Consider the following 26,925-nt stretch of genomic DNA (forward strand, 5'->3'; position numbering starts at 1 on the left):
TCCCCGCTCCGGAGGAGGGCGACCGACCGGGCCGCTTCGCGCGTGAACGGGTCAGCGGCCGTGGCGCGCGCCCGCCGTCGCCCGGCGCCGCGCCGAGGCGAACACGCCCGCCGCGCCGAGCGCCAGCGCCGCCGCGCCGCCCATCGCGAGGTACGGGGTGGTCGAGTCGCCGCCGGTCTCGGCGAGGCCCTCGGAACTCCCGTCGGCCTTCGGCGCGTTGGCGGAAGCGGCCGCCGGGGCGGGGGACTCCGTGGCACCCGAGTGACCCTTGTGCCCGCCACCCGCACGGTCACCGGCGCCGTCGCTCATGTCCATCCCGCCGTGGTCGATCGTCGACTTGTCGGCATCCTTCGCGATCTGCTCGTCCGAAGGCTCCGCGGGCTCCGAGGTCTTCGGGGCCGCCGCGCCGCCCGACGCCGCGTCACCCCCGTACGTCACGTCCGAGCAGGAGTAGAACGCCTCCGGGCTGTCCGAACGCTGCCAGATCCCGTAGACCAGCTGGCGGCCCGTACGCTCGGGCAGCGTGCCCGAGAAGGTGTAGTAGCCGCCCTCGGCCACCGGGTCCGTCTTCGTCGCCACCGGGTGCTCCAGGTCCAGGTCGGACCAGGCCAGCGGCTTCGACGCGTCGTAGCCCTGCTTCGTCATGTACAGCTTGAAGGTGCCCTTGTGCGGGGCCGTCACCTTGTACTTGAACGTGTACGAGCCCGCCGAGACCTTCGTCGCGGGCCAGTCGTCGCGGGCCAGGTCGAGCCCCTTGAACTCCTCCGCGTTCGCCGAGCACAGCTTGCCGTCCGGGATCCGCTCCTGGTGCCGGCCCGCCGCGTCACCGTCGCGGATGCCGTTCCAGTCGTACAGGGCCTGCGTGCCGCCCGCCGCGACCGCCGCCTTGCACGCCGCCGACGTCGGGTTCTCGGCGCCCTCGGCGTAACACGCCGCGACCCGGCTGACCGGGTCGCCCAGCGTGCCGTGCGCCGAGGCGGGCGCCGCCCACAGGGCGAGCGGGACGGCGGCGGTGGCGGAGACGGCGACGAGCCTGCGACGGCGTGCGGACATGGATGCTCCTCGGGCTTGCGACGTGCGAACGGGGGTTGGTGGCAAGGAAGTTAGCCCGCGAAACGGCGTCGGAAAGCTCCTGGGAGGGCCTCGCGACGATCTTTATGGCGCACTTAAGGCGCGGCTCAGACTGTGATCAGAAAACGGCCCCCGCGGCGACCGCCGGTGGCGCCGGGGCGCACGGGTGACATAGACATGGCCGCATGAGCACCGAGAACCCGCGGGTCCGCCCGGCCACCGCCGCCGACGTCGAGGCCGTGCGCGCCGTCACCGACGCCGCGTACCACCCCTACATCGCCCGGATCGGCGTCGTCCCGCAGCCCATGGAGGCCGACCACGCGGCGGACGTGGCGGCGGGCCGGGTGTACGTCACGGGGGAACCGGAGGTCGTCGGCCTCGTCGTGGTCGAGGCCCGCCCCGACCACCTCTTCCTGGACAGCGTCGCGGTCCACCCCGACGCGCACGGGCGCGGCGTGGGCCGCGCCCTGCTCCACTTCGTGGACGACCACGCGCGCGCCCTCGGGCTGCCCGAGGTGCGGCTCTACACCAACGCGCTGATGTGGGAGAACCAGAAGATCTATCCGCGGTACGGATACGAGGTCGTGGAGCGCCGGGTCGACGGGCCCTACGACCGCATCCACTACCGCAGGCGTCTGGACGTCATCTGACCGGCCGCCCTACTCGTCCGGCCACCACGTCCTGCGCACGTCCTTGCGCACTTCGGGCCGCTCGCGCCGGGGCTCGGCGGCCTCTTCCTGCAGCCGGCGCGTGATGCTGCTCGTGCGGGCCGGCTTGTGCATGGTCACTCGGCGCATCTCGGGCCTCCTGTACCTACACGGGTTCCAACGTGGTGCCGTTGTAGTCCTGTTCCCGGAGGGTGACGCATCGAAGCGCAATTGTCAGTGGCGGTTGTCACGTACCCGGGTCGTGAGTCTGTTCGCCCGTGACCCCGACGAAGACTGCGCGCAGCGCACGGGGCCCTACCGTCGGTCGCCGGACAGCAGCGCCGCGAAGCCGCCCCCGCGGGCCAGGACCTCCAGCTCGTCCAGGGCCTGCACCGCACGCCCCGCCGCACCGGGATCCCGCTCGCGCAAGCCACTCTCCGCGAACTCGTCCTCGTCCAACCGGATCACCTCCGATCCGTCCCCGGACACCCACAGATCCAGGTCGAGATCCTCCGAGACGAGCCCCTGCGCGTCCCGCACCACGGGACGGGTGACATCGCAGTACCAGCCCTTCAGGGTCCCGTCGCCCGTCCGCACCTCCTTCACGGAGAACCAGCGGTCCCGCCAGTAGTGCTCCGTGAACACGTCACCGGGCTCGAACCGCACGAACCCGAAGTCCCGTACCCCGGACCCCGCCCACGCGGCCCGCACCACGACCCGCGTCCCGTCGTCCCCGAGCAGCTGGGCCGGGTACGAGATCTTCTCGCGCCCGCCCTTCACCAGCCGGACCCGCACCGTCTCAGGCGCCGAGCTCCCGGACATGCCGTACCTCCGTCGTGTCCACCACATAACCGAACCACTTGTTGATCGCGAGCATCGGACCGTTCTCCGTGTCGTTGCCCGTGTACGCCACCCTGATCCCCGCCGCGCGGGCCCGGTGCAGCGAGTCGTTCTTGGCGAGCTTGGCCAGGCCCCGGCCCCGGAACGCGCGCAGCGTGCCCGTCATCCCCGTCGAGTAGCGGCCCTCGCCGTCCGTGCGAGCCACCGAGAACGCGGCCGGACGGCCGTCCACCAGCGCGATCGTGGTCAGCGCACGGTCGACCAGCGGATGCTCCCAGGTGTCACGCAGCCACTGTCCGTACTCCATCTCCGCGGGGATGTCGCCCGGCTCGTCCGCGACCGTCGCCGCGTCCAGCTCGAACACCGGGCGCGGATCGTCCGCGAAGTCCGCCGCCGTCCGCAGCTCCACACCCGGCGGCGGAGCCTGCAACGGCGGCAGCGCGTCCGGCGTGAGGTCGAGGCGCAGGAAATGGGCGCTGCGGCTGGGCCGGTAGCCCCGGGCCGCCGCCCACGCGAGGTTCTCCGTACCGTCCAGTGCCCAGCAGAACACTCTCTGTGCACCGTGCCGGGCCAGATGCTCCTCGGCGGTCCGCAGCAGCAGCGTGCCCGCGCCCCGCCCGCGCCGCTCCGGATGCACGTACAGGTTGGCGAAGCCCTGCCCCGGCACCGGGCTGTCGTCCGCGATGCCCACCTGGGCCGTGCCGATCACCTCGCCGTCCTCCGCCACCGCGACCAGCTGGCGGTAGTGGGCGTCGGGATGCGCCCGTTCGGCGTCGAACGCGACGGACGCGGGCGTCGCCAGCATCGCCGGCACGCAAGCACGGCGGACCCGGGCGAAGCCCTCCGTGTCCGACGGACGGTCAGGGCTGGTGGCACGGACGATCACAGTCATGAACGCGCACGCTACGCGCCGTCCGCACGCGGGTGCCTCCCATTTTCCGGGCCGCCTGCGGGACAATCGGCCGGTGACCTTGAAGATCCGAGTCCAAGACACCGCCGGCAGTGCCGCGCCCTACGAGCAGGTGCGCGCCCAGATCTCCGAACAGGCCCGCTCCGGGGCGCTGCCCGTCGGCCACAAACTCCCCACCGTGCGCGGACTCGCCGAGCAGCTCGGGCTCGCCGCGAACACCGTGGCCAAGGCGTACCGGGCGCTGGAGGCGGACGGGGTGATCGAGACGCGGGGGCGCAACGGAACGTTCGTCGCTGCCGCGGGGGACGCTGCCGCTCGGGAGGCGGCGATCGCGGCGAGTGGCTTCGCCGAGCGGGTTCGTCGGCTCGGGTTGTCGCATGAGGCGGCGCTCTCCGCTGCGCGCGACGCGATCCGGGCCGCCTACGAGTAGGGGGGCGGCGGGTTCGTCGGCGGGTACGGGTGCGTCGTGGCTGGTCGCGCAGTTCCCCGCGCCCCTGAGATGCACACCCTTCGGGTGGCATCTCCCCGATCAAGGCGCCGGGCGCCTTGAGCGGGGGAAGGCGCGGCGAAGCCGCATGCCTTCCAGGGGCGCGGGGAACTGCGCGACCAGCCCCCGCCGGAGCCGCGGACGAACCGCTGAGTCCGGCTCGGGTTACAGATACAAACCCGCGTCGGCGGAGCCACGAGGGTCCGGTACCGATGTCGGAGACACCCCGCGGCGCAAGGCGTACAGCTCTGCCAGTGTCGCGCCCCCGTGGCCCACACCCTCGTCGGAGCCCAGCCAGTCGACCGACTCCGCCCGCGTCAGGGGCCCGACCTCGATCCGGGCGAGGCAGCGCCCGGGCCGCACCACCGCAGGATGCAACCGCTCCAGGTCCTCGTTCGTGGTGACGCCGACCAGGACGTTCCGGCCCTGGCCGAGCAGTCCGTCCGTCAGGTTGAGCAGCCGCGACAACGCCTGCCCCGCCGTGTGCTTGGCCTCCCCGCGAATCAGCTCGTCGCAGTCCTCCAGGAGCAGCAGCCGCCAGCGGCCCTTCGCCGTGCCGTCCTCCTCGCCGATCGCGATGTCCATCAGATAGCCGACATCCGTGAAGAGGCGCTCGGGGTCCAGGACACAGTCCACCTGACACCAGTCCCGCCAGGACCGCGCGAGCGTGCGCAGCGCCGACGTCTTGCCGGTGCCGGGCGGCCCGTGGAGCAGGAGCAGCCGGCCCGCGATGTCCTCGGGCCGCGTCGTCATCAGCCGGTCCATCGCCTCGGCGACCGGCGCCGTGTAGTTGGGCCGCACCTCGTCCCACGTACCGGCCGAGATCTGCCGGGTGGTGCGGTGCGGGCCGCGCCGGGGCGACACGTACCAGAAGCCCATCGTCACGTTCTCCGGCTGGGGTTCGGGCTCGTCGGCCGCCCCGTCCGTGGCCTGCTGGAGAACCTGCTCGGCGAGCTCCGCCGTCGTCGCCGTCACCGTGACGTCCGCGCCCCTGTTCCACCGCGAGACCAGCAGCGTCCAGCCGTCGCCCTCGGCGAGCGTCGCGCTGCGGTCGTCGTCACGCGCGGAGCGCAGCACCCGGGCGCCGGGCGGCAGCAGCGTGGCGGCGGAACGGACCCGGTCGATGTTCACCGCGTGCGAGTGCGGCTGCTCGCCCTTGGCGAAGCGGCCGAGGAACAGCGCGTCCACGACATCGGCGGGCGAGTCGCTGTCGTCGACCCCCAGCCGGACCGGCAGCGCGTCGAACGGGTTCTCAGACATGCCGCCATGATCCGGCACGAATGCGCCGCCCGCACGGGATTTCCGCAGCGCGTCCCGGTGCGGCTTGTGACGGCCCCGCCGTGTCGGAGCCGCTCGTCCGTCAACCCGCCTCGTCCCGTTCGTCCTTGAGGAGACGGCTTGCGGTCAGATCCAGCCGCGCCGGACCGCGATCACCCCGGCCTGGAAGCGGTTGGCCGCGCCCAGCTTGTCGTTGAGGGCGCTGATCCGGCGCCGCATCGTGCGCACCGACCAGCCGAGCTGCCGGGCGATCGCCTCGTCCTTGAGGCCCGCGACGAGCAGCGTCAGCATGCGCCGGTCGTCCTCCGTCAGCGGATCGTCGGCGGGCGCGCCCAGCGGGGTCGCCGCGCGCCAGCACATCTCCCAGTAGTCGACCAGGCCGTCCAGGAGTGCCGAAGGGCGCAGCACCGCCGCCCGCACCTCCCCGGTGAAGTCCAGGGACAGCGGCAGCAGCGCGAGCCGCCGGTCCGCGATCGCCAGCTTCACGCGCAGGCCCGGCAGGACACGCGCCTCCTCGCCGCGCGCCACGAGTTCACGGATGTCGCCGAGCACGCCCGGCCACTCCAGTGCCTCCGGCGCGTAGACCGCCCGGTAGCCGACGCCGCGCGTGAGGGCCGTCGCCTCCACCGGGTTCGACGTCGTCAGCGCGTACGGCGGCCGGTCGAGCGTGATGACCTCCTCGCGGGCCTCCTGCTGGAGCCGCACGAACCAGCGGCCCAGCGCCTCGCTGCCCACGACGACCTCGACCTCCTCCGTGCCGCCCGCCTGAGCCGCGTCGAAGAGCCGGGACAGTTCGCCCGCCGCCTCGCGCACGGTGGCGAGTTCGGCGGTGCGGGCGCGCACCAGCGCCTCGATCGCCGCGCCGGGCTCGATCACCGCGTACCGGCGGCGCTGGCCCGAGAGCCGCCCCACCAGGCCGAGTTCGCGCAGCCGGTCCAGGGCGCGGGCCGCACGGTCCGCGGAACAGCCGAGGGGAGCGGCGAGTTCGGCCGGCGCCGCGGTGTGGCGGACCAGGATCTCGCGGTAGACGCGCTCGTCGAAGGGGTCGACACCGGCCGCGGTCAGCTGCCTGCGGAGGGTGTCGGGCGACTCGTGGGGCATGCGGGGATCGTGGCCCGTATGTGCCAGGGGCCGCAATGGGCCAGCCCGAATCGTTGTCCCGGCCACCGGCGCGGACGTAGGACCTGAGGGCATGAACCCGATATCAGCCACGCGGAGCAGGACTTCGCCCCGGGCCGGCCGAAGATCCGCCCGGCCCGCCACCGGCCGCACGGTGACCTGCCTGATCGCCTCCGGCGTGCTCGGCGGCCTGCTCGCCGGGCCGGCCGCGTCCGCCGCGCCCGCCGAGCCCGTCAAGGACCCGGACCGCCGGGTGATCGTCACCCTCGCCGGGGCCGCGCCCGTGGCCGGAAAGGGCAGGCTCGACCGCGCCGACCGGGCCGACGTGCTCGGCGAGCGCGGGGAACTCGAGGCGGAGCAGGGCAGGTTCCTGGACGCGCTGGAGGAGGCGGGCGTCGAGGTCCGCGCGCCGCGCCGGCTGAACCTGCTGCTCAACGCGGTCGCCGTCACCGTGAAGGCCTCCCAGGTGGCGGATCTGAAGCGGCAGCCGGGCGTCACCGGAGTCGTCGAGGACAAGAAGCTGCGGATCCAGACCGACGACAGCGTGCCCACGATCGGCGCACCCCAGGTGTGGCAGCGCGAGGACGCGCACGGCACGAAGGTCCGCGGCGACGGCGTGACCGTCGCCGTGCTCGACAGCGGCATCGACTACACCCACCCCGACCTCGGCGGCGGATTCGGCGCCGGCCACAAGGTCGTCGGCGGCTACGACTTCGCCGACGACGACGCCGACCCGATGGACGACAACGGCCACGGCACCCACGTCGCCGGCATCATCGCCGGTGAGGCGGCGCAACCCGGCGGCGTGACCGGCGTCGCCCCGGGCGCCTCGCTCACGGCGTACAAGGTCATGGGCGCCGACGGCTACGGCGAGACCTCCGACATCGTCGCGGGCCTGGAGGCGGCCGTCGACCCGGCGAACCCGCACCGCGCCGACGTCGTCAACATGAGCATCGGCGGCCCCGGCGACGGGAGCGACCCGATCGGCCTCGCCGCCACGGCCGCCACGCGGGCCGGCGTCGTGGTCGTCGCCTCGGCCGGAAACGAGGGCCCGGGCCACAACACGGTCGGCTCCCCGGCCGCCGCCGACGGCGTCCTCGCGGTCGGCGCCTCCGTCAGCGGACTGCGCGTCCCGGGCGCCGCCTACAAGGGCGGCGGCAAGATCCAGACCTACCGCGGCTACGTCTCCGCGAACCCGCCGGCGAAGCCCGTCACCCTCGAACTCGCCGACGTCGGCTACGGATCCCCGGAGGAGTGGGATGCCGCCGGCGACGTCCACGGCAAGGCGGTACGCGTCCAGTACCCGGTCTCCGAGGACGTCGGCGACGTCTCGGTCCAGGAGCTGGACCTGGCCCGCGAGGCCGAGAAGCGCGGCGCCGTCGCGATCCTCGGCGGCACCGCGAACAGCGGCCCCGTCCTGGCGGGGGAGCGGCGCGGCTTCGTCGAGGCCGCCCCGCGCGACGCGATCGACGCCTCGGGCGACTCCCTGCGCATGGACCACGTGATCGTGATGGGCGTCGACGACACCCAGTACGACGAACTCGGCCGCAGGCTCGCGGACGGCGAGGTCGAGATCACCGTCACCGGCGAGGACGCCACCGACCGCATGGCCGGCTTCTCCTCCCGCGGCCCCGACGCCGGCTGGGACCTCAAGCCCGACCTCGTCGCCCCCGGCTACGACATCCGCTCCACCGTGCCCAAGTCCCTGTACGCGCCGGGCCAGTACCGCATGTCCGGCACGTCGATGGCCGCCCCGCACGTCGCGGGCGCCGCCGCCCTGCTGCGCCAGCTGCACCCCGACCACGGCCCGGCGCGCGTCACCTCCGAACTCACCGGCTCCAGCAAGGAGCTGCCGGACTTCGACACGGCGACCGTCGGCGCCGGACGCCTCGACGTGGCCGCCGCCGCGGACGCGGCCGACGCCGGGATCACCACGTCGCCCGCGACCCTCTCGTACGGCCTCGCCGACCTGAAGGACCGGCAGATCGGCGGAAGCCGCGCCCTGACCGTGCACAACGACGGCGACAGGCCCCGCACCGTACGCCTCACCGCGAGCGGCGACGCCCGTGTCAGCCCGCGCACCCTGACCGTCCCGGCGGGCGGCAGCGCCCGCGCGACCGTCACCGTGCGCGCCGAACGGCCCTCCCACGACACCGAGATCAGCGGCCAGGTCACCCTCGCCCCCGAGGGCGCCCCCGCGCTCCACGTGCCGTACCTGCTGTCCGTACGCGCCCTGTTCGCGCAGGCCGGGCCCGACCCCGGTGACGGGAAGTCGGGGGTCGCCGTGTTCGCCCCCGTCGGCCTCAAGAGCGCCCCGACCGTCACCGTGCGGCCGCCGCACGGCCGGTCCTTCACCGCCGGGACCAAGCACCGGGGCGGCAACGTGTACGAGGTCCAGCTCTCCGTCGAGGACGAGGGCGCGTACCGGATCTCGGCGCGCGCCGAGACCACCGACGGCAAGACGCTCACCAGCAACAGCGACGGTTTCGAGGTCACCCCGAAGTCCTCGCGCGGCGAGAGGTGGCAGCCGGTCGGCCCGTCGAGCGCGGCCGGCGACCTCACGCTCGCGCCCGGCGCCCCCGGGCACGCGGTGCTCGACCGCGCCGACAGCACCGGCCTGTGGGCCACCGACGACAACGGCAGGACCTGGCGCCAGACCGCCCGGCTCCCCGTCACGGACGTCACCGGCGACGGACACCTCGTCATCGACCCCGAGGACGAGAACCGCTGGTGGTACGCCGTGAACAGCGCCTCCGGCTTCCCGCAGACCGGGCAGATCCTGCGCACCGAGGACGCCGGCCGCACCTGGCGGCGCCTGGACACCCCCGGCGACCCCGTCTCCGGACTCCTCTCCGACGACCGGACCGGCACCCTGATCGCGTGGACCGGCGCGGGCCTCCTGCTCAGTCGCGACGGCGGCACGCACTGGGCCACGGCGCCGCTCGACGTCCCCGGCGACGTCTACGACGTGAAGGCCGCGGGCGACAGCCTCTACTACGCCACCGGTCACGCCGTCTGGAAGCGTGACGGCCTCGCCTCGGGCACCCTCGGCGCACCGCGCAAGGTGTACGAGCCGAAGGGCGGCCGGACCGTCACCCGGGTCGTCGCCGAGGGCGACTTCGTCGGCGGGTACGAGAACGGCACCGGCGTCGTCGGCTCCCGCGACGGAGGCACGACCTGGTCGACCCTGCTCGACGCCTGGCTCGGCGTCTCCGGCCTCACGATCACCGGCGGCGACCTCTACGTCGCCACCCGGGACGGCATCCGCGTCGGCCGGGACCTCGGCCGCGACTGGTCCCTCATCAAGGCCCCCGGCGACTTCGTGGCCCTGGACTTCGACCGCTGGGCCGACGGCTCCCTGACCGTCTCCGCGTCCGGCGCCGGCCTGTACCGCACCCGCGACGACGGCGCGCACTACGAGCGCATCGGTGTCCAGGGCGGCACCGTCAACGGCCTGGAGGTGAGCGGGAGGACGCTGCTCGCGGCGGGTCCGGTGGGCACCCACCGCACCGCGCTGCCGGCCCGCGACCCCGACTGGGGCACCACCGGTGGCGAGGGCACCCTCGGCAACGAGACCGCGCTGCTCAAGGTGTCCGCGCAGGACGAGAACGTCGTGTGGCGGGTCCGCCGGGGCCCGTGGGGCGACTTCGCCGTCGAGCGCAGCACCGACGGCGGCCGCGCCTGGGAGGAGAAGGGCCACGGCGAGGGCACCGTCTTCGCCCTCGAAGTGCACCCGGCCGACCCCGGCCAGGTGTACGTGGCCTACGGCAGCATCCGCAGCCAGGGCCTCTACGCCACCCGCGACGGCGGCGAGCACTGGAAGAACCTGCGCCAGGACACCCACCTCACGGCGCTCGCCGGCGACCCGTCCGATCCGGACACCCTGTGGCTCGGCGCCCCCGACGGCCTCTACCGCTCCGGCGACCGGGGCGAGGAGATGACGAAGCGGGCCGACGGCAAGGTCACCGCGATCCGGTTCGCGGGCGGGCGCCTGCTGGCCGGCGGCGACGCGATCCGCACGTCGACGGACGGCGGCCGCACCTTCCGCACCGGCGACACCGGCGGACTCCCCGTCCTGATCACGGACTTCGAGCGGATCGGCGACACGCTGTACGCGGGCTCCGGCGCCTTCTGGGAAACGGCGCTGCCGCGCGGCGGCCGGGGCGTCCTGCGCTCCACGGACGGCGGCCGCACCTGGCACAACGTCTCCACCGGGCTGCAGAACCTCGACGTCACCCAGCTCGCGACCGACGGCGAGGACCTGTACGCCGGCACGACCCTGGGAGGAGTGCACCGCCTGGACCTGACGGGCTGACCCCGGGACTGGTGTGCAGGTGAGCCCCCGTCCGGGAACCGTCCGGACGGGGGCTCACCTGCCAATGAGCAACTGCACGGCAGTGCTTGAGGCCGGATCAGATCTGACGGTTGGCCAGTAATCGCAAGGGTCTACGGGCGTAGCGCGGTGGTGCGGAGGGTAATGAGGTTACGGGCGCACACCTGACATGAACCTGCCGTAACTCGGGGTGAATGTTCGCGTCAGTACTTCCCGGTAACTAAGTGGCGTGGTACCACAGTTGTCGCAGAGATCCTGCTAAGGGAGGTTTTCATGAGACGTACCCGTATTGCGGCTTACGTTACATCGCTCCTCTTCGCCGCGACCGCCGTCCTCACCGGGGCGGCGACCGCACAGGCCGCGGGCACCGGCTACGTGGCGCTCGGCGACTCCTACTCCTCCGGGGTGGGCGCCGGCAGCTACGACAGCGCCAGCGGTTCGTGCAAGCGCTCCACCAAGGCCTACCCGGCCTTGTGGGCGGCGTCGCACTCGCCCGCCAGCTTCAACTTCGTGGCCTGCTCCGGCGCGGTCACGGGCGACGTGCTGAACAACCAGCTGGGTCCGCTCAATTCGAGCACCGGCCTCGTCTCCATCAGCATCGGAGGCAATGACGCCGGCTTCGCCGACGTCATGACGACCTGTGTGCTCTACTCCGAGTCCACCTGCGTCAACCGTGTCAACCAGGCGCGTGCGTACGTGACCTCGACCCTGCCCGCCAAGCTCGACGCCGTGTACCAGGCGATCAAGGCCAAGGCCCCGTCGGCCCGTGTCGTGGTCCTCGGCTACCCGCGCTTCTACCAGCTCGACGGCTCCTGCATCGCGGGCCTCTCCGAGACCGAGCGGTCGGCCATCAACGGCGCCGCCGACCTGCTCGACAACACGATCGCCGGCCGCGTCTCCGCCGCGGGCCTCACCTTCGGCGACGTACGGACCACGTTCACCGGCCACGAGATCTGCTCCGGCTCCTCCTGGCTGCACAGCGTGAACTGGACCAACATCGGCGAGTCCTACCACCCGACCGCCACCGGCCAGTCGAGCGGCTACCTGCCCGTCCTCACCTCCAAGGCCTGAGCCCCGCCGCTCCGGCCCCGAGAGCACGACAGCGCGTCAGTACGCAGGTGAAGCTGTGGTGGCCCCGCTCGTCGTGGGGGTCACCACGTCGCACGTCACGGAGTACGCCACCGAGTTCGACGTCGCGGCGACCGGGCGGTCGACCCGCACCGAGATCTCGTTGTGCAGCGTCCCGCCCTCCTCGTAGGCGGTCTCCGTCGTCTCCACGGTCCGGCTCAGCGCACCGCCCGCCGGGAAGCTCAGGGTCTGCCAGCCCGGCTCCGAGGCCTCCCCGTCCCGCGTCACCCAGCGGAACCGCACCTCGGCCGGCGTCCGCCCCACCGTGATCGTCGCCGAGAACGCGGGCGCCTCCGCGGCAGTCGGCGGACACGGACCCGAGTAACTCCCGCGCACCGCGTGCACGACGACCCGTACCGACTGCGCCGGACGCGTCGTGTACCCGCCGCCGGCCGAACCGCCGCCTCCCGCGGCGCTGCTGCGACCGCCGCTGCTCGTGGGGCTCCGGTCCTCTGCCGTGGAGCCGCCCCGCACCACCTCCGACGCCGAACTCCCGCCGCCGGACGCCCCTCCCGAACCGCCGTCGTCGTCCCCGTTCATCAGCGCGTACGTGAGGGTTCCCACCCCGACCAGCAGGACCACGAGGCCCGCCGCCAGGGCGAGCGAGACGCGGCGGCGGGTGCGCGAGGGGCCGAAGGAGCCGGTGGGCGGAGTCGTCGCCGAGGCCATCGGGGCGGTGCCGCCCGGCGGGGTCGGCGGGCCGGGCGGCTCCCGGTGCGTGCCGAGGCGCGTGGCCGTCGCCGTGGGCGCCGCGTGCACGGGTCCCGAGCGCAGCGTGCCGCCCGCCCCGACGATCCGCAGGTCGTGCTCGGCCTGCTCCGCACCGGTCCGCTCGCCCGGCTCCTTGCGCAGCAGCCCCTCCAGGACCGGGGTCAGCGGGCCCGCCCGGTGCGGTGGCGGCAGCTCGTCGTCCACGACGGCCCGCAGCGTGCTCAGCGGGGTGTCCTGACGGAACGGCGAGTGCCCCTCGACGGCCGCGTATAGCAGCACGCCGAGCGACCACAGGTCGGACTCGGGGCCCGGCGTGCGGCCCAGTGCCCGCTCCGGCGCGAGGAACTCGGGCGAGCCGACGACCTCGCCGGTCATCGTCAGCGCCTGCGTCCCCTCGACCCGCGCGATGCCGAAGTCGGTCAGCACGACCCGGCCGTCGTTCGCCAGCAGCACGTTCCCCGGCTTGACGTCCCGGTGCAGCACCCCGGCCTCGTGCGCGGCCCGCAGCGCCGCCAGGACCTCCGCGCCGACGTGCGCCGCGCGCTGCGGCGACATCGGACCCTCCGCGTCGAGCTGATCGGCGAGCGAGACGCCGCGCACCAGCTCCATGACGATCCACGGCCGGCCCTCGTCGGTCGCCACGTCGTACAGGGTGATCACGTTGCGGTGCGAGACGCGGGCGGCCGCCCAGGCCTCCCGCTCCAGCCGCGCGTACATCCGGTCCAGCTCGGGCCCCGGCAGCCCGGCCGGGGGCCGGACCTCCTTCACCGCGACCTCGCGCCCGAGCACCTCGTCCCGGGCGCGCCAGACGGTGCCCATGCCGCCCTCGCCGATCGGATCGACCAGCCGGTACCGGCCCGCGATCGTCCGCGTTCTGTCCCTGCCCGGCTCCGAGCTCACGGGCGCCCCCCCATCCCCGGCGAGACAAGTCTGAACAAAAGTAGCTCAACCTGGCCTGATCGCGGCACCCTCGGAAGCGGCCGGAGTGAGATCGCCCACGTTGCGCCCGGGACCCCTTCCGGTCCTCCCGCGCCGGCCCGCCGCCGGACCCCGACACGCCGGTCGGCCCTCCGACTTGACCGCGACCGCTCCTTCACTCCCTGTGACGAAGGGGTTCGAAAGCGGACCGGAAACGACCGTCGAGTGCCCAGCTTGTCCAACTCGCCCTGGAAAAAGCCGGATTCGGAGCGTAGTCGCCGACGGGCCGTCAACCTCCGTACGAGGGAGGTGAATCCCTCCGGCGGGATACACGAGTGTCCCGCTGGGGCGATAGGGTTAACCTGCCCGGGCCGGGTGCCCTCGTACGGGTGGGGAGTGACATGGAACAGATAACAGTGCGCAGCAGGCCTCGAGTGCCTGCGATCACCTGCGGGAGCAGCGCGACCAGTTCGCGGCTCGACCGCCATCTCTCGGTGCTCGGCGGCCCCGCCGTCCCGCAGCGCGAGACGGTCGAGGCGACGTTGCTGATGCGTGAACTGACCGCGCGTGACCACGCGCACGAGCGCAGCGGCAGGATCGCACGGATGCGGCGGGTCTCCCTCTTCGCGCCACTGCGACGGCTGAGCCGCTCGCTGTTCGGCGGCCACTGACCGGCCGCCGCAGGGCTCGGGCCCGCATCCGACCTCCGCGCCGTACGGCGTACCGCTGCGCATCTCCGCGACCGTCATCCCCACGGCATGCGGCGGGCGCCCCGGCGGGGGAGTCGGTTGCGGGCCCTGTCTTTCTTCCGGGGCCTGTTCTTCTTCCGGGCCCGTGGGACCGTCAGCCCCGTGCGTAGCGCCGCACCGCGAGCGGCACGCACACCGCGAGCAGCACCCCGCACCACACCAGTGATCCGGCCACCGGGTGAGCCACCGGCCAGCTCGCCCCGTGCGGCACCGGCGCGTTCCCGAACAGGTCGCGCAGCGCCGTGCACACCGCGCTGATCGGGTTCCACTCCGCGACCGTGCGCACCCAGCCGGGCATCCCGGCGGTCGGCAGGTACGCGTTCGACAGCAGCGGCAGCATGAACGTGGCGCTGCCCAACTGCCCCGCCGCCTCCTCGCTCTTGGAAGCGAGGCCGAGCAGGATCCCCAGCCACGTCGTGGCGAACCGGAACAGCAGGAGCAGTCCGAACGCGCCGAGCGCGGGCAGCGGGCCGCCCTCGATCCGCCAGCCCATCGCCAGCCCCACCAGCACCATCGGCACCAGACCCGCGGCCGTCGTCAGCAGGTCGGCGACCGCCTGCCCCAGCGGCACGGCGGCCCGGCTCATCGGCAGGGTGCGGAAGCGGTCCATGACGCCCCGGTGCGCGTCCTGCGCGGCCGCGAACATGCCGGTCATGATGCCGTTGGCCGCCGTCGCCACCAGCATTCCCGGCACCAGGAAGGCCCGGTAGTCCGCGCCCGGCATCGCCATGGCGCTGCCGAACACGTACCCGAAGAACAGCAGCAGGGTGACCGGCATCGTCTGGGTCAGGATCAGCAGGGCCGGCGCCCGCCGGATCCGCTGGAGATGGCGGCCGAGCACCGCCGTGCCGTCGTACAGGATCGCGCTCATGCCGCGGCCTCCGTCAGGGTGGGTCGGGCGGCCGTCAGCCGCAGGAACACTTCGTCGAGCGTGGGCGGGCGCAGGCTCGCGTCGACCAGCGGGACCCCCGCCGCGTCCAGCTCGCGCACCACACGGGGCAGGGTCACGGCCGGATCCAGGACGAGCGCCCCGGCCGTGCGCCGCTCCGCGTCCAACTCGGGCCGTGCACCGGTCAGTTGGTCCAGGACGACGGCAGCCGCGTGCAGGGCCTGCGCGCCCGCGTCCTCCGCGAGGACGACCTCCGCGTAGGAACCGATCCGGGCCTTCAGCTCGGCGGGTGTGCCCGTGTGGGCGGCGCGGCCCTCGTCGATCAGCACGATCTCGTCCGCGAGCAGATCGGCCTCCTCCAGGTACTGGGTGGTCAGCAGGACCGTCGTCCCCGCGGCGGCCAGCTCGCGCACCGCGTCCCAGATCCCGTTCCTGCTGTGCGGGTCGAGGCCCGTCGTCGGCTCGTCCAGGAACAGCACGGCGGGCCGGGTGAGCAGGCTCGCCGCCAGATCGAGCCGGCGTCGCATGCCGCCCGAGTACGTGCGGACCGGCCGGTCCGCGGCGTCCGCCAGCTCGAACCGGTCGAGCAGCTCGTCGGCGCGGGCGCGGGGTGCGCGCAGGAGCTTCGCGAACAGCCGCAGGTTCTCCCGGCCCGACAGGTCGCCGTCGACCGAGGCGTACTGGCCCGTCACGCCGATGCTGCGGCGCACCGCGTGCGCCTGCGTGGCGATGTCGTGCCCCGCGACACGCGCGGAGCCCGCGTCCGGCCGCAGCAGCGTCGTCAGCAGGCGGACCGCCGTCGTCTTGCCCGCCCCGTTCGGGCCGAGCAGACCGCACACGGTGCCTTCGCGCACCGCCAGGTCCAGGCCCCGCACGGCGTGCACGGCCTTCGCGCCGGAGCCGAAGCGCTTCTCCAGACCTTCACTAAGTACAGCGTACGTAGAAGTCATGCCCCCACCGTAGCGCACTACGTACGGTGTACGTAACTACGATGGGGCGAGAAGCTTCGAAAGGTGATGAGCGATGGCGGGCCGAGCGGCCGAACCCGAAGTGATCTGGGCGCGCCCCGAGCGTGCCGGGCGGGGCCCGCGGCCCGCGCACAGCAGGGCCGACATCGCGGCGGCGGCCGTACGGGTCGCCGACGCCGAGGGCATCGAGCAGGTGTCCATGCGGCACGTCGCCGCCGACCTCGGCATGGGCACGATGTCGCTCTACAACTACGTCCCCCGCAAGGAGGACCTGTACGAGCTGATGGTGGACGCCGTCAGCGGGGAGTACGACTACCCCGAGCCCAGCGGCGACTGGCGGGCCGACGTCCTCGGGCTGGCCCACCAGATGCGCGCGATGATGCTCCGCCACCCCTGGCTGCCCCGGCTGATGTCACCGGTCTACGGCTTCAGCCCGAACGCGCTGACGTACCTGGAGTACAGCCTGCGCTGCCTCGACCCGCTGGACCGGCCCTACGGCGCCAAGATGGAGCTGATCGCGTCCCTCAACGGCGTCGTCACGACCTACGTGGCCAACGAGATCGCCACCGCCGAACGCACCCGGTCCCTGCCCTGGAGCGCCGAGCAGGAGCAGGCCGTGCGGATCGGCTACCTCGGCGCGCAGGTCGCCTCCGGCCGCTACCCCCGGCTCGCCGCCGCGTTCACCGAGGACTCCGGGCCGATCGACCTGGAAGCCGTGTTCGACAGGGCGTTGCGCCGCACGATCGAGGGGTTCGTGGCCGCGCCGTCCTGACGGCTGGTCACATCAGGGCGAACTGGCCGCCCGGGCCCTCCTCCTGGTGGTCCAGGACCGAGGCGGGGCGGCGCGCGCCGTCCGGCACCGGCAGCACCCGGGCCCGCGCCAGTTCGTCGGCGGTGAGCGGCTCCGCACCGAGGTTCCCGCGCAACTCCTCGCACTCCGGCTCCAGTTCGGCCTGGAGGGCGAGCACCGTGACGAGTTCGAGCAGCTCGGACGTCCACGACTGCGGCCACGTCGCGGGGCGCACCGCCGCGAGCGTGCCCGGCTCGGCCGGCGCCGTGCGCCGCGCGAACCACTGCTCGATCACCCGCACCCCGCCCACCGTGAAGTCCCAGGCCGCGGCGGGCACCGGCGAGATCCGCCCCTCACCCACGACCAGGGCCTCCTCCTCGCGCTCGTACACCAGCTCCCCGGGGCGGGCGGGCAGTGCGGAACGGACGTACGGGCGGCGCCCGCCCGGCAGCTTGGGGCGCTCGGCGCCACCACCGCCGCGCCGCGCCAGCCACAGCAGCCTGCGGCCCAGAGCGACCCCGCGCTCCCACAGCTCCGGGTCGGTGGTCAGCGGCACCCGGCATCCGCCCGCGTCCCGCACCGCGACCGCGAGCACCCAGGCCAGCAGCTCCTCGGCGCCCACCTCCCGGTCGTAGGTGCCGGACAGATGCGTCAGGAGGCCCGGCGTCACGTTCGGCTCGGTGCCGTCGGGCCGGCGGTACAGGGGGCGGATGCGGCCCGGGCGGCCCGCGGGGGAGCGGCCCTCCGGCAGCACCGCGGACGCGAGCACGGCGGGCCCGGCGGCGTCCGGCACGTGGCCCTGCTCCACGAGGTACAGCTGGCGCTCGCCGGCCACGCGCCACAGCTCGGGGCGCGCGGCGTCCAGGAGTCGCTGGTCGGGGATGAGCCACTGCTCGTCGAACGGCCCGTGCAGCAGCCGCACCGGCTCCGGGCACGGGCCCGCCGCGCGGGCCAGCGGCTCGGTGCCCGTGCGCTGACCGGGGAGTTGAGCGGCGGGGGAGTGCAGCGTCCGGGCCCGGGACGGTTCGAGCAGCAGGGCGCGCTCCTGCGCCTGCGCCCCGACGAACCGCTCCCAGCGGGCCTTCAGCGACGCGGCGTCCGGCGCGACCGGCCAGCTGCGGCCCAGCCGCAGGGGCGCGACGGACCACGGCATGAGGTCCGGGAGCGGCAGTGCGTGCGAGAGCCCGTCGTTCGTCACGCCCGGCATGGTACGTCCCCCCGATGGCCGTTCAGTCGGCGTCCAGCGTCACCGTGAACGAGAAGCGGTCGCCGCGGTAATGGATCACCGCGACGTCCAGGACCCTGCCCGCTTCGTCGTAGGTGATGCCCGTGTAGTGCAGGATCGGGCTCAGCAACGGCACTTCGAGCAGCCGGGCCGTCTCCGGGTCGGCGAGGCGGGCCTCCACCGAGTCCGTGATCCGGCTGATGCGCACGCCCACGACGTCCCGCAGCACCTTCGTCATCGGCCAGCGCTCCAGATCGGCCGGGTCGACGAGGGGGCCGAGGTCGGGGCGCAGGTAGTTGCGGGCGTGGTTGGTCGGCTCGCCCGTCTTCTCGTCGCAGCGCAGCCGGTGGTACGCGGCCACGTGCTCGGCGCCGGGGAAGTGCTCGGCGAGGGCGGTGGGCACCGGGGCGGAGCGGTCGTGGTCGAGCAGGCGGGTCGTCATGCCCGACTGCTGGGCCACGATCGCGTCCACCGAGCCCAGCAGGCGGACCGGGGCGCCCCGGCGGGCCGCCGGCTCGATGAACGTGCCGCGGCGGCGGTGCCGGGTGATCAGGCCCTCGTCCTCCAGCTCCTTCAGGGCCTGGCGCATCGTGAGCACGGAGACCCCGTAGTGGGCCGCGAGCTGTTCCTCGGTGGGCAGGCGGAGCGGGTCCTGGGGGGATCTGCCGAGTATGGAGGCGCGCAAGGACTGCGACACCTGATACCAGAGCGGCAGCTTGCGGTTCAGGACGATCGAGTCCGGGGCGAATGACGTCACGGGGCTATCCGTATCTGTCGCGGGCCCGTCTTGCAATGTCGGTCCCCTGGTGGCCTGGTCTTCGGCTCCCGCCGTCGTGGCTGGTCGCGCAGTTCCCCGCGCCCCTGAAGGCATGCGCTGCGCGCAGCCTTCCCCCTATGGAGGTAGCGGACGCAGTCCGCACCTCAGCCGCGGCCGAAGTTCGACTCCAGCCCGGCCCACACCTCGTCGTACCCGCGCTGCACATGCTCCGCCTCCGCAGCCTGCGCGGCGACCGTCAGCGGCCAGCGGGTCTCGAACATGAAGGCCAGGCCGTCGTCGACCTTCTGCGGCTTCAGCTCGGCCGCGCTGGCGCGGTCGAAGGTCTCCCGGTCGGGGCCGTGCGCCGACATCATGTTGTGCAGCGAGCCGCCCCCGGGCACGAAGCCCTCCGCCTTCGCGTCGTACGCGCCCTCGATGAGCCCCATGTACTCGCTCATCACGTTCCGGTGGAAGTACGGCGGACGGAACGTGTCCTCGCCCACCAGCCAGCGCGGGGCGAACACCACGAAGTCGACGCCCGCGAGCCCCGGGGTGTCCGACGGGGACGTCAGCACCGTGAAGATCGACGGGTCCGGGTGGTCGTAGGAGATCGTCCCGATGACGTTGAAGCGCCGCAGGTCGTACACGTACGGGACGTGGTTGCCGTGCCAGGCGACGACGTCGAGCGGGGAGTGGTCGTACGTGGCCGTCCAGAGGTTGCCGCAGAACTTGTTGACCACCTCGACCGGGCCCGCGACGTCCTCGTATGCGGCGACCGGCGCCCTGAAGTCCCGTGCGTTCGCCAGTCCGTTGGCCCCGATCGGGCCGAGGTCGGGGAGCTGGAACGCCGCGCCGTAGTTCTCGCACACGTACCCGCGGGCGCTCTCGTCGAGCAGCTCCACGCGGAAGCGGACCCCGCGCGGGATCAGCGCGACCTCGCCCGGACGCGCCGCGAGCAGGCCGAACTCCGTGCGCAGCAGCAGCCCGCCGCGCTCCGGGACGATCAGCAGCTCGCCGTCGGCGTCGCTGAACACCCGGTCCATCGGCGCGTTCGCGTGGTAGAGGTGCACGGCCATGCCGGTGCGCTGCGTCGCGTCGCCGTTGCCGCCCAGCGTCCACAGGCCGGCCAGCCAGTCCGTGCCGGGGGCCGGCTCGGGCAGCGGGTTCCAGCGGCGGCGGTTGGGGTCGGGGACGGACTCGGTGAACGGGGCCGTGCGCACCGCCCCGTTGTCCGTCCGCGTGAACTCCGGGTGGGCCGCCGAGGGGCGGATCCGGTACAGCCACGAGCGGCGGTTGTGCGCGCGGGGCTCGGTGAAGGCCGTACCGCTCAACTGCTCCGCGTACAGGCCGAGCGGGGCGCGCTGCGGTGCGTTGCGCCCGACGGGCAGGGCTCCCGGCACGGCCTCCGAGCCGTGCTCGTTGCCGAAGCCGGTGAGATACGCGAGCTCCTGGGCCGTCTTCCTCGCCTGCTCGATGCCGTTCATAGGTGGGCGCTCCCGGTGCCTGAAGGAATCCTATGCATCACCGTAGGATTCCGGCCCCGCCGCGTCAACGGTGCCGTTCCGCGCGGTCGGGAGAAAGCCGTGCCGCAGGGGGTCCCAAAACATGAGCAGTGCTCTACTCTCGCGCCCATGCCCTGGATCCGAAGGCTCCTCGTCGTCCTGGTCGCGCTCTGCGCGGCGCTCGCCGCAACTCCCGCCGCCCAGGCGCACGAGGAACGGCCGGTGAAGCTGCCCGACGGGTCGGGCAGCGTGCCCGTCCACCGCGACGGACCGCCCGACCTGCTCGTCTGCAAGAAGGACCGGGCGGACTTCGAACGCCGCGTCGCCGGCTTCCCGGCCGGCCTGCGCAAGAAGAACCTCGACCTCTTCGCGCGCTGCCAAGACCAGGGCTTCCGGCACCTCCAGGCCGCGGTGGACGCCGTCGACCGGCCCGGCATGAACATCGCGATCCTGCCCGGCCTGTACGAGGAGGAGCCCTCGCGGCCGAAGCCCACCGGGGCCTGCACCCGCCTCAAGGCCAGGAACTCCCAGCTGGGCTACCAGATCCTGTCCTACGCCCAGCAGAAGCGCTGCCCGCACAACCAGAACCTCGTCGCGATCCTCGGCAAGAAGAACCTGCAGATCGAGGGCACCGGCCAGTCGCGGCTCGACGTCGTGATCGACGCCAAGTACACCAAGCTCAACGCGATCCGTGCCGACGGCAGCGACGGCGTCTACTTCAAGAACTTCACCGCCCAGCGCACCACCTTCAACTCGCTGTACGTCCTGGCCGGCGACGGCTTCGTCATCGACGACGTCCTGACCCGCTGGAACGACGAGTACGGCTTCCTCACCTTCGCGAGCGACCACGGGCTCTACAAGAACTGCGAGTCCTACGGCAACGGCGACTCCGGCATCTACCCCGGCAGCGCCTCGAACATCAACAACGGCCGCGGCTACGACGTCCCCCGCTACTCCATCGAGATCACCGGCTGCCGCAGCCACCACAACATGGTCGGCTACAGCGGCACCGCCGGAGACTCCGTCTACGCGCACGACAACGAGTTCGACCACAACATGGGCGGCGCCTCCATGGACTCCGCCTTCCCCGGCCACCCCGGACTGCCGCAGAACCACGCCCGGTTCGAGCGCAACGACATCCACGACAACAACGCGAACTACTACCCCTACGTCGCCGACGGCACCTGCGCCAAGGACCCCGTCGACCGCGGCTACGAGGACGGCGTGGTCTGCCCCCAGATCTCCATGCCGCCCGGCACCGGCATCATCACGGCCGGCGGCAACTGGAACCGCTACGAGAACAACTGGGTGTACGGGCACGACCGCGCCGCCTTCTTCCTGAGCGCCGTCCCCGCCTTCATCCGCGGCGAGTCCGCCTGGTCGAAGCAGACGGACACCTCGCACCACAACCGGTACGCGGGCAACAAGCTGGGCGTCGACAAGCAGGGCAGGTCGCGGCCCAACGCCACCGACGTGTGGTGGGACGGCCAGGGCGGGGGCAACTGCTGGCAGGGCTCGGCGGGCGCCGCCACCCCGCGCGCCCTGCCCACCTGCGGGACGAAGCGCGGTGACGTCTCCGGCGGCTCGGACCGGCTCGTCGGCGAACCGTCGAAGCTGGCCGCGCTCCTGGTCTGCGCCGACTACAACGTCCAGGCGCGCCGGCTGCCCGCCGGATGCGACTGGTACGGGGCCCGGGGCATCGAGCGCATCGAGGTGCAGCTCGCCCTCGGCGTCGCGGTCGTGCTGACGCTGGTCGGCGGGGTGCTGTGGTGGCGCCGGCTGCGGTCGCACCGCTGGGCGACGGTGGCGTGCGCCGCGGGACTCGCCGGTCTCGCGCTCGACGTCGCCGGATCGACCATGGGACTCCAGTCCGGCTACCTGCCCGCCGCGGCCCTGCTGCTGACCGGCGCCTGGTGGACGGCCGTCGGGCTCGTCCTGCGGCGCGAACGCCCTTGGTTCGGCTGGGTCACCGTGGCCCTGGGCGCCCTCACTCTCCTCGACGCCTTCGACAAGGCCGTGGTGATGCTGCCGTGGATCCCGCTGAGCCCTGCCTGGATCCGCGGACTGCTCGGCGTCGTGTGGGTCCTGTGGGCCGTGGTGGCCGCCTCCCGGCAGGACACGGCAGCCCGGCCGGAGACCCCCGAGGTGCTGACGGAGGTGCGGGCGTGAGGGGCGCCGCGGGCGTGCGCGGGCGGCTGGCGCGGGCGGTCGTGGTGGCGGTGCTGACCGTCGGCGTCGCGGCGGGGTGCGGCGGGCGGCCCACCACGCACCACAAGCCCGGCACCGGGCACCAGGAGGCGAGCGGCTCGGCCGGGCGGCTCCTGGACCGCGCGGACGAGTCCGGGCACCGCTACCGGCAGGTCGACGCCGACGGCGCCCCGTCGGTCGACCTCGAGGTGCGGCCGGACTCGGCCGACGGCTGGAACGTCCGGCTCGACGTGAGCGACTTCCGGTTCACCCCGGACAGCGTGGGCGGGGGAGCGCTGCCGGGGCGCGGCCACGCGCACCTGTACCTCGACGACCACAAGATCGCCCGCGTCTACGGCGAGTGGTACCACCTGCCCGAGTCCGCCGTCCCCAAGGGCACCCACCGGCTGACCGCCCGCCTCTACGCCGACGACCACACCGTCTGGGCCGTCGACGGCGAACCGATCGAGTCGACCGCCGACGTGACCTCCTCCGGACGGGAGGACGGGCACGCGGGCGGGCACGGCCATGACGGCAAGGGAGCCTCGGGGAAGGCCTCCGCGGACCGGACCGTCACGATCTCCGTCGACGGCAAGAACGTCCAACCCCCGCCGGGCCGGCTGGAGTTCAAGAAGGGCCAGCGCGTCCGCCTCACGGTCACGAGCGACCGCGCCGACACCCTCCACGTCCACGGCTACGACAAGGAGGTCACTCTTCCGGCCGGCCGCGCGGCCACCCTGACCCTCACCCTCGACCGCACCGGCCTGTTCGAGGTCGAGACCCACGAGTCCGGCCTGCTCCTCACCCAACTCGTGGTCCGGTGACGTGAGGTGAACATCAGCTCGCCCGAGCCGCTCGCGCACGGCATTGGTTCCCAGCACGACCTTCCCCTGTCCCCCTTCTACGCGTACGCGGGCGCCTTCGCCGCGCTGTTCGTCTCCTTCCTCGCGCTCGGCCTGCTCTGGTCCTCCTCCCGCTTCCGCGGGAACAGCTCCGGGCTCGCGCTGCCGCGTCCCGTCCAGCGCCTCGCCGACGCCCGCGGCACGCGCGCCGCCCTGCGCGTGCTCGGCCTCGGAGCGACCGTCCTCGTCCTCGCCCACCTCCTGTTCGGCCCCGACGACCCAGAGCGCAACCCGGCCCCCGGCGCCGTGCACGTCCTGTTCTGGGTCGGCCTGGTACCGGCGTCGCTGCTGTGCGGCCCCGTCTGGCGCCTGCTCAACCCTCTGCGCACCCTGCACGCCGCCGGCTGCCGGGCGCTCGGGCGCGACCCCGGCGCGGGGCGCCCGCTGCCCGCCCGGCTGGGCATGTGGCCCGCGGCCCTCGGCCTCTTCGCCTACACCTGGCTCGAACTCGCCTCCCCCGACCCGGCGTCCCGCACCGCCCTGCTCGCCTTCCTGCTCACCTACGCGGCCGTCCAGCTCGCCGCCGCCGCGTGGTTCGGCGCCCGCTGGTTCGACGGGGGCGACGCCTTCGAGGCGTACTCGACGCTCTTCGCCCGGCTCTCCCCGTTCGGCCGGCGCGACGACGGACGCCTCGTGCTGCGCAACCCGTTCCACGGACTCGACGCCACCCCGCCCGTCCCCGGGCTCGTCGCCGCCGTGTGCGTGATGCTCGGCTCCACCGCCTACGACGGCTACTCGGACGCCCCCTCCTGGATCACCACCCTGCAGACGTCCCCGCTCGGCCCGACCGCGACCGGCACCCTCGGCCTGCTCGGCGCCGTCACCCTCGTCGCCGTGCTCTACGCCCTGTGCGCGGGCCGGGCGCCGCGCGCCGCGTTCGCCCACGCCCTCGTACCGATCGCCCTCGGCTACCTCGTCGCCCACTACTTCACGCTCTACGCCACCGAAGGCCCCCGCACCCTCGCCCTGGCCGCCGGTGCCACCGACCCCGCCCCGCCCGAACCACCCCTCGGACCCGGCGGCCTCGCCGCGCTCCAGGTCCTCGCCATCGTCACCGGACACGTCCTCGGCGTCGTCGCCGCGCACGACCGCGCCGTACGGCTGCTGCCCCCGGAGAAGTCCGTCACCGGCCAGCTCCCGCTGTTCGCGCTGATGATCGCCTACACCCTCGGCGGCCTCGGACTGCTCATCGCCTGAGGCCGCCCGTGCCACGGGGCCGATCCGGAGGCGGTCGACGGCCCCCGTACCCGAAGGGCCATGATGGACCCCGTGACCACGACGCCCTCCTTCAGCGATCAGTCGGCACGTTCCCTGCGCCGCACCCCCGTCCAGCGGCGCAGCGCCGAGCGGCTCACCAGGATCCTCGACGCCTGCGCCGGGCTCCTCGACGAATGCGGCTACGAGGAGCTGAGCACGCGGGCCGTCGCCCTGCGCGCGGACGTCCCCATCGGCTCCGTCTACCGCTTCTTCAGCAACAAGCGCGCCCTCGTCGACGCCCTCGCTCAGCGCAACCTGGAGCACTACGCGCAGCGGGTCACCGAGCGGCTCGGCGGCATCACGGCGGGCGACTGGCGCGCCGCGATGGACGCCTTCCTCGACGAGTACGTGGCCATGAAGCGCACCGCGCCCGGCTTCTCGCTCGTCGACTTCGGCACCCAGATCCCGGTCGGCGACCCGGCCTCCGACCCCAACCACCGGGTCGCCGGCACCTTCACCGACCTGATCGCCCCGCACCTGGACCGCGAGCCCGACGACGACCTGCGCCGCGTGTTCCTCGTCGCCGTCGAGGCCGCCGACTCGCTCGTGCGCCTCGCCTTCCGGATCGACCCCGCGGGCGACGAGCGGATCATCGCCGAGGTCCGCCTGCTCCTGCACGCCTACATGGCCGAATCCCTCGACCCGGGCCGCCCGCGCACCCCCCGTACACCACGCGCAAAGCTGTGACCTGGAGTTTTGCGCTTATTGCTCACGCGTCAACATCTTGTTAACCCCATATGACGGCCCCTAACGTCTCGCTGACCGCCTCCCCCGTCCGGCCTCTCCGTCCGGGCCGATGGACGGCACTGCAGACGGCAGTTCAACGGCGAACGTTAGGGACCTCCTCCATGCTGACAATCCTCGGATTCGTCATGATCGCCACCTTCCTGGTGCTGATCATGATGAAGAAGGTGTCGCCGATCGCGGCGCTCGTGCTCATCCCCGCGCTGTTCTGTGTGCTGGTCGGCAAGGGCGCCCATCTCGGCGACTACGTCATCGCCGGCATCGGCGACCTGGCGCCCACCGCGGCGATGCTCATGTTCGCGATCGTCTACTTCGGCGTCATGATCGACGTCGGCCTCTTCGACCCGATCGTGCGCGCCATCCTGAAGTTCGCCAAGGCGGACCCGGTGCGGATCGTCGTCGGTACGGCCGTGCTCGCCGCGATCGTCTCCCTCGACGGCGACGGCTCCACCACCTTCATGATCACCGTCTCGGCGATGTACCCGCTGTACAAGCGCCTCAAGATGAGCCTCGTCGTGATGACGGGTGTCGCCGCCACCGCCAACGGCGTCATGAACACCCTGCCCTGGGGCGGCCCCACCGCCCGCGCCGCCACGGCCCTCAAGCTGGACGCCAGCGACATCTTCGTGCCGATGATCCCGGCCCTCGCGGTCGGTCTCCTCGCCGTGTTCGCCCTCGCGTACGTCCTCGGCCGCCGCGAGCGCAAGCGCCTCGGCTTCCTGTCCCTGGACGAGGTCACCGAGACGGTCACCGAGACCGCCGACGAGAAGGTCCTGGTCGGCGCCGGTTCCGGTACGGGCTCCGGCAAGAAGGCCACCGGCGGCGGCGACCACAGCGCCCCCTCGTACGAGAACGAGGAGGGCGAGACCTTCGCCGGCCTCGACCCGAACCGGGCCACCCTGCGCCCCAAGCTCTACTGGTTCAACGCGCTGCTCACGGTCACCCTGCTCACCGCCATGATCATGGAGTGGCTGCCGATCCCGGTGCTGTTCCTGCTCGGCGCCGCGCTCGCGCTCACCGTGAACTTCCCGCACATGCCCGACCAGAAGGCCCGCATCGGCGCCCACGCCGAGAACGTCCTCAACGTCGCCGGCATGGTCTTCGCCGCCGCCGTCTTCACCGGCGTCCTCCAGGGCACCGGCATGGTCGACCACATGGCCAAGTGGGTCGTCAGCGGCATCCCCGACTGGATGGGCCCGCACATGGCACTCGTCACGGGTGTCCTGTCCATCCCGTTCACGTACTTCATGTCGAACGACGGCTTCTACTTCGGCATCCTGCCGGTCCTCTCCGAGGCGGGCGCCGCGCACGGCGTCTCCTCCCTGGAGATCGCCCGCGCCTCGCTCGTCGGCCAGCCGCTGCACATGTCGAGCCCGCTGGTGCCCGCCGTCTACGTCCTCGTCGGCATGGCCAAGGTCGAGTTCGGCGACCACACCAGGTTCACCGTGAAATGGGCCGCGCTGACCGCCCTCGTGGTCCTCGCCGCCGGCCTCCTCTTCGGGATCCTCTGACC

General features: G+C 73.1%; 23 protein-coding genes. 11 read left to right on the forward strand and 12 right to left on the reverse strand.

Annotated features, from left to right (window positions below; translation table 11 throughout):
• Nucleotides 1-51 precede the first annotated feature (51 nt).
• The gene (locus IAG42_RS28270; protein ID WP_188339778.1) at nt 52-1,053 is read right to left on the reverse strand and encodes a lytic polysaccharide monooxygenase auxiliary activity family 9 protein; all 1,002 of its coding nucleotides are present in this window, start codon (nt 1,051-1,053) and stop codon (nt 52-54) included.
• Between the two features lie 203 nt (nt 1,054-1,256).
• Between IAG42_RS28270 and IAG42_RS28275 the strand changes: the two genes are divergently transcribed.
• Nucleotides 1,257-1,721, forward strand: a complete 465-nt coding sequence (locus tag IAG42_RS28275) for a GNAT family N-acetyltransferase (protein ID WP_188339779.1) — start codon at nt 1,257-1,259, stop codon at nt 1,719-1,721.
• A gap of 9 nt (nt 1,722-1,730) precedes the next feature.
• On the opposite strand, the gene IAG42_RS28280 is transcribed toward IAG42_RS28275, so the two are convergent.
• From IAG42_RS28280 to IAG42_RS28290, 3 genes are all read right to left on the reverse strand, one after another.
• A complete protein-coding gene (locus tag IAG42_RS28280; RefSeq protein WP_188339780.1) occupies nt 1,731-1,868 on the reverse strand; it encodes a hypothetical protein in 138 nt (45 codons plus the stop codon).
• Between the two features lie 165 nt (nt 1,869-2,033).
• On the reverse strand, nt 2,034-2,540 hold the full coding sequence (locus IAG42_RS28285; protein WP_188339781.1) for a DUF402 domain-containing protein: 507 nt from the start codon (nt 2,538-2,540) through the stop codon (nt 2,034-2,036).
• Nucleotides 2,518-3,450 (reverse strand): GNAT family N-acetyltransferase, encoded by a 933-nt coding sequence (locus tag IAG42_RS28290; protein ID WP_188339782.1) that lies wholly within the window; start codon nt 3,448-3,450, stop codon nt 2,518-2,520. The genes IAG42_RS28285 and IAG42_RS28290 overlap by 23 nt, the downstream gene beginning before the upstream one ends.
• A gap of 73 nt (nt 3,451-3,523) precedes the next feature.
• On the opposite strand from IAG42_RS28290, the gene IAG42_RS28295 reads away from it, so the two are divergent.
• Nucleotides 3,524-3,898 (forward strand): GntR family transcriptional regulator, encoded by a 375-nt coding sequence (locus IAG42_RS28295; protein WP_188339783.1) that lies wholly within the window; start codon nt 3,524-3,526, stop codon nt 3,896-3,898.
• Nucleotides 3,899-4,120: 222 nt separating this feature from the next.
• Here the strand turns inward: IAG42_RS28295 and IAG42_RS28300 are convergent, their stop codons facing one another.
• Both IAG42_RS28300 and IAG42_RS28305 read right to left on the reverse strand, forming a co-directional pair.
• Entirely contained in the window at nt 4,121-5,215 is a 1,095-nt protein-coding gene (locus tag IAG42_RS28300; protein ID WP_188339784.1) for a DUF5925 domain-containing protein, read from the reverse strand.
• 144 nt (nt 5,216-5,359) lie between these two features.
• Nucleotides 5,360-6,334 carry a LuxR C-terminal-related transcriptional regulator gene (locus tag IAG42_RS28305; RefSeq protein ID WP_188339785.1) on the reverse strand — a complete coding sequence of 325 codons (975 nt, stop codon included), beginning with the start codon at nt 6,332-6,334 and terminating at the stop codon, nt 5,360-5,362.
• Between the two features lie 91 nt (nt 6,335-6,425).
• Between IAG42_RS28305 and IAG42_RS38380 the strand changes: the two genes are divergently transcribed.
• Together IAG42_RS38380 and IAG42_RS28315 are read left to right on the forward strand one after the other, a co-directional pair.
• Entirely contained in the window at nt 6,426-10,667 is a 4,242-nt protein-coding gene (locus tag IAG42_RS38380) for a S8 family serine peptidase (protein ID WP_188339786.1), read from the forward strand.
• 291 nt (nt 10,668-10,958) lie between these two features.
• Nucleotides 10,959-11,756, forward strand: coding sequence for an SGNH/GDSL hydrolase family protein (locus IAG42_RS28315; RefSeq protein WP_188339787.1), 798 nt, complete (start codon nt 10,959-10,961; stop codon nt 11,754-11,756).
• A gap of 36 nt (nt 11,757-11,792) precedes the next feature.
• On the opposite strand, the gene IAG42_RS28320 is transcribed toward IAG42_RS28315, so the two are convergent.
• Nucleotides 11,793-13,424, reverse strand: a complete 1,632-nt coding sequence (locus IAG42_RS28320) for a serine/threonine-protein kinase (protein WP_188339788.1) — start codon at nt 13,422-13,424, stop codon at nt 11,793-11,795.
• A 419-nt stretch (nt 13,425-13,843) separates the two neighbouring features.
• Here IAG42_RS28320 and IAG42_RS28325 point away from each other — a divergent pair, with 419 nt between their 5' ends.
• On the forward strand, nt 13,844-14,113 hold the full coding sequence (locus IAG42_RS28325; RefSeq protein WP_188339789.1) for a hypothetical protein: 270 nt from the start codon (nt 13,844-13,846) through the stop codon (nt 14,111-14,113).
• A gap of 172 nt (nt 14,114-14,285) precedes the next feature.
• Here IAG42_RS28325 and IAG42_RS28330 read toward each other — a convergent pair whose 3' ends face one another.
• Nucleotides 14,286-15,062: an ABC transporter permease gene (locus IAG42_RS28330; RefSeq protein WP_188339790.1), complete on the reverse strand. Its 777-nt coding sequence runs from the start codon at nt 15,060-15,062 to the stop codon at nt 14,286-14,288.
• Nucleotides 15,059-16,030: an ATP-binding cassette domain-containing protein gene (locus IAG42_RS28335; RefSeq protein WP_188339791.1), complete on the reverse strand. Its 972-nt coding sequence runs from the start codon at nt 16,028-16,030 to the stop codon at nt 15,059-15,061. The genes IAG42_RS28330 and IAG42_RS28335 overlap by 4 nt, the downstream gene beginning before the upstream one ends.
• Nucleotides 16,031-16,103: 73 nt before the next feature.
• On the opposite strand from IAG42_RS28335, the gene IAG42_RS28340 reads away from it, so the two are divergent.
• Nucleotides 16,104-16,820, forward strand: a complete 717-nt coding sequence (locus IAG42_RS28340; RefSeq protein WP_188339792.1) for a TetR/AcrR family transcriptional regulator — start codon at nt 16,104-16,106, stop codon at nt 16,818-16,820.
• Nucleotides 16,821-16,827: 7 nt separating this feature from the next.
• Here IAG42_RS28340 and IAG42_RS28345 read toward each other — a convergent pair whose 3' ends face one another.
• The 3 genes from IAG42_RS28345 to hmgA all read right to left on the reverse strand — a co-directional run bounded on the left by IAG42_RS28345 (nt 16,828) and on the right by hmgA (nt 20,304).
• Nucleotides 16,828-18,045 carry a type ISP restriction/modification enzyme gene (locus tag IAG42_RS28345; RefSeq protein WP_188339793.1) on the reverse strand — a complete coding sequence of 406 codons (1,218 nt, stop codon included), beginning with the start codon at nt 18,043-18,045 and terminating at the stop codon, nt 16,828-16,830.
• Nucleotides 18,046-18,067: 22 nt separating this feature from the next.
• Nucleotides 18,068-18,820 carry a GntR family transcriptional regulator gene (locus IAG42_RS28350; protein WP_188339794.1) on the reverse strand — a complete coding sequence of 251 codons (753 nt, stop codon included), beginning with the start codon at nt 18,818-18,820 and terminating at the stop codon, nt 18,068-18,070.
• Nucleotides 18,821-18,984: 164 nt separating this feature from the next.
• Nucleotides 18,985-20,304 (reverse strand): homogentisate 1,2-dioxygenase, encoded by a 1,320-nt coding sequence (hmgA, locus tag IAG42_RS28355; protein ID WP_188339795.1) that lies wholly within the window; start codon nt 20,302-20,304, stop codon nt 18,985-18,987.
• Nucleotides 20,305-20,451: 147 nt separating this feature from the next.
• Between hmgA and IAG42_RS28360 the strand changes: the two genes are divergently transcribed.
• The 5 genes from IAG42_RS28360 (at nt 20,452) to IAG42_RS28380 (ending at nt 26,923) form a co-directional block, all read left to right on the forward strand.
• Nucleotides 20,452-22,491, forward strand: coding sequence for a right-handed parallel beta-helix repeat-containing protein (locus IAG42_RS28360; RefSeq protein WP_188339796.1), 2,040 nt, complete (start codon nt 20,452-20,454; stop codon nt 22,489-22,491).
• Nucleotides 22,488-23,333, forward strand: a complete 846-nt coding sequence (locus IAG42_RS28365; protein WP_394811254.1) for a hypothetical protein — start codon at nt 22,488-22,490, stop codon at nt 23,331-23,333. Before IAG42_RS28360 ends, IAG42_RS28365 begins: the two co-directional genes overlap by 4 nt.
• A gap of 6 nt (nt 23,334-23,339) precedes the next feature.
• Nucleotides 23,340-24,608: a hypothetical protein gene (locus IAG42_RS28370; protein ID WP_188339797.1), complete on the forward strand. Its 1,269-nt coding sequence runs from the start codon at nt 23,340-23,342 to the stop codon at nt 24,606-24,608.
• Nucleotides 24,609-24,671: 63 nt separating this feature from the next.
• Nucleotides 24,672-25,355 carry a TetR/AcrR family transcriptional regulator gene (locus IAG42_RS28375; RefSeq protein WP_188341654.1) on the forward strand — a complete coding sequence of 228 codons (684 nt, stop codon included), beginning with the start codon at nt 24,672-24,674 and terminating at the stop codon, nt 25,353-25,355.
• Nucleotides 25,356-25,516: 161 nt separating this feature from the next.
• Nucleotides 25,517-26,923, forward strand: coding sequence for a CitMHS family transporter (locus IAG42_RS28380; RefSeq protein WP_188339798.1), 1,407 nt, complete (start codon nt 25,517-25,519; stop codon nt 26,921-26,923).
• Nucleotides 26,924-26,925: the final 2 nt, after the last annotated feature.

It is taken from the genome of Streptomyces xanthii (assembly GCF_014621695.1).
GTDB lineage: Bacteria > Actinomycetota > Actinomycetes > Streptomycetales > Streptomycetaceae > Streptomyces > Streptomyces xanthii.

Coding starts and splice junctions, on each gene's coding strand:
- IAG42_RS28285 (WP_188339781.1), bottom strand. CDS start 2,540: ATGTCCGGGAGCTCGGCGCCTGAGACGGTGCGGGTCCGGCTGGTGAAG.
- IAG42_RS28360 (WP_188339796.1), top strand. CDS start 20,452: ATGCCCTGGATCCGAAGGCTCCTCGTCGTCCTGGTCGCGCTCTGCGCG.
- IAG42_RS28290 (WP_188339782.1), bottom strand. CDS start 3,450: ATGACTGTGATCGTCCGTGCCACCAGCCCTGACCGTCCGTCGGACACG.
- IAG42_RS28325 (WP_188339789.1), top strand. CDS start 13,844: ATGGAACAGATAACAGTGCGCAGCAGGCCTCGAGTGCCTGCGATCACC.
- IAG42_RS28315 (WP_188339787.1), top strand. CDS start 10,959: ATGAGACGTACCCGTATTGCGGCTTACGTTACATCGCTCCTCTTCGCC.
- IAG42_RS28275 (WP_188339779.1), top strand. CDS start 1,257: ATGAGCACCGAGAACCCGCGGGTCCGCCCGGCCACCGCCGCCGACGTC.
- IAG42_RS28305 (WP_188339785.1), bottom strand. CDS start 6,334: ATGCCCCACGAGTCGCCCGACACCCTCCGCAGGCAGCTGACCGCGGCC.
- IAG42_RS28380 (WP_188339798.1), top strand. CDS start 25,517: ATGCTGACAATCCTCGGATTCGTCATGATCGCCACCTTCCTGGTGCTG.
- hmgA (WP_188339795.1), bottom strand. CDS start 20,304: ATGAACGGCATCGAGCAGGCGAGGAAGACGGCCCAGGAGCTCGCGTAT.
- IAG42_RS28330 (WP_188339790.1), bottom strand. CDS start 15,062: ATGAGCGCGATCCTGTACGACGGCACGGCGGTGCTCGGCCGCCATCTC.
- IAG42_RS28340 (WP_188339792.1), top strand. CDS start 16,104: ATGGCGGGCCGAGCGGCCGAACCCGAAGTGATCTGGGCGCGCCCCGAG.
- IAG42_RS38380 (WP_188339786.1), top strand. CDS start 6,426: ATGAACCCGATATCAGCCACGCGGAGCAGGACTTCGCCCCGGGCCGGC.
- IAG42_RS28270 (WP_188339778.1), bottom strand. CDS start 1,053: ATGTCCGCACGCCGTCGCAGGCTCGTCGCCGTCTCCGCCACCGCCGCC.
- IAG42_RS28345 (WP_188339793.1), bottom strand. CDS start 18,045: ATGCCGGGCGTGACGAACGACGGGCTCTCGCACGCACTGCCGCTCCCG.
- IAG42_RS28280 (WP_188339780.1), bottom strand. CDS start 1,868: ATGCGCCGAGTGACCATGCACAAGCCGGCCCGCACGAGCAGCATCACG.
- IAG42_RS28375 (WP_188341654.1), top strand. CDS start 24,672: ATGGACCCCGTGACCACGACGCCCTCCTTCAGCGATCAGTCGGCACGT.
- IAG42_RS28300 (WP_188339784.1), bottom strand. CDS start 5,215: ATGTCTGAGAACCCGTTCGACGCGCTGCCGGTCCGGCTGGGGGTCGAC.
- IAG42_RS28335 (WP_188339791.1), bottom strand. CDS start 16,030: ATGACTTCTACGTACGCTGTACTTAGTGAAGGTCTGGAGAAGCGCTTC.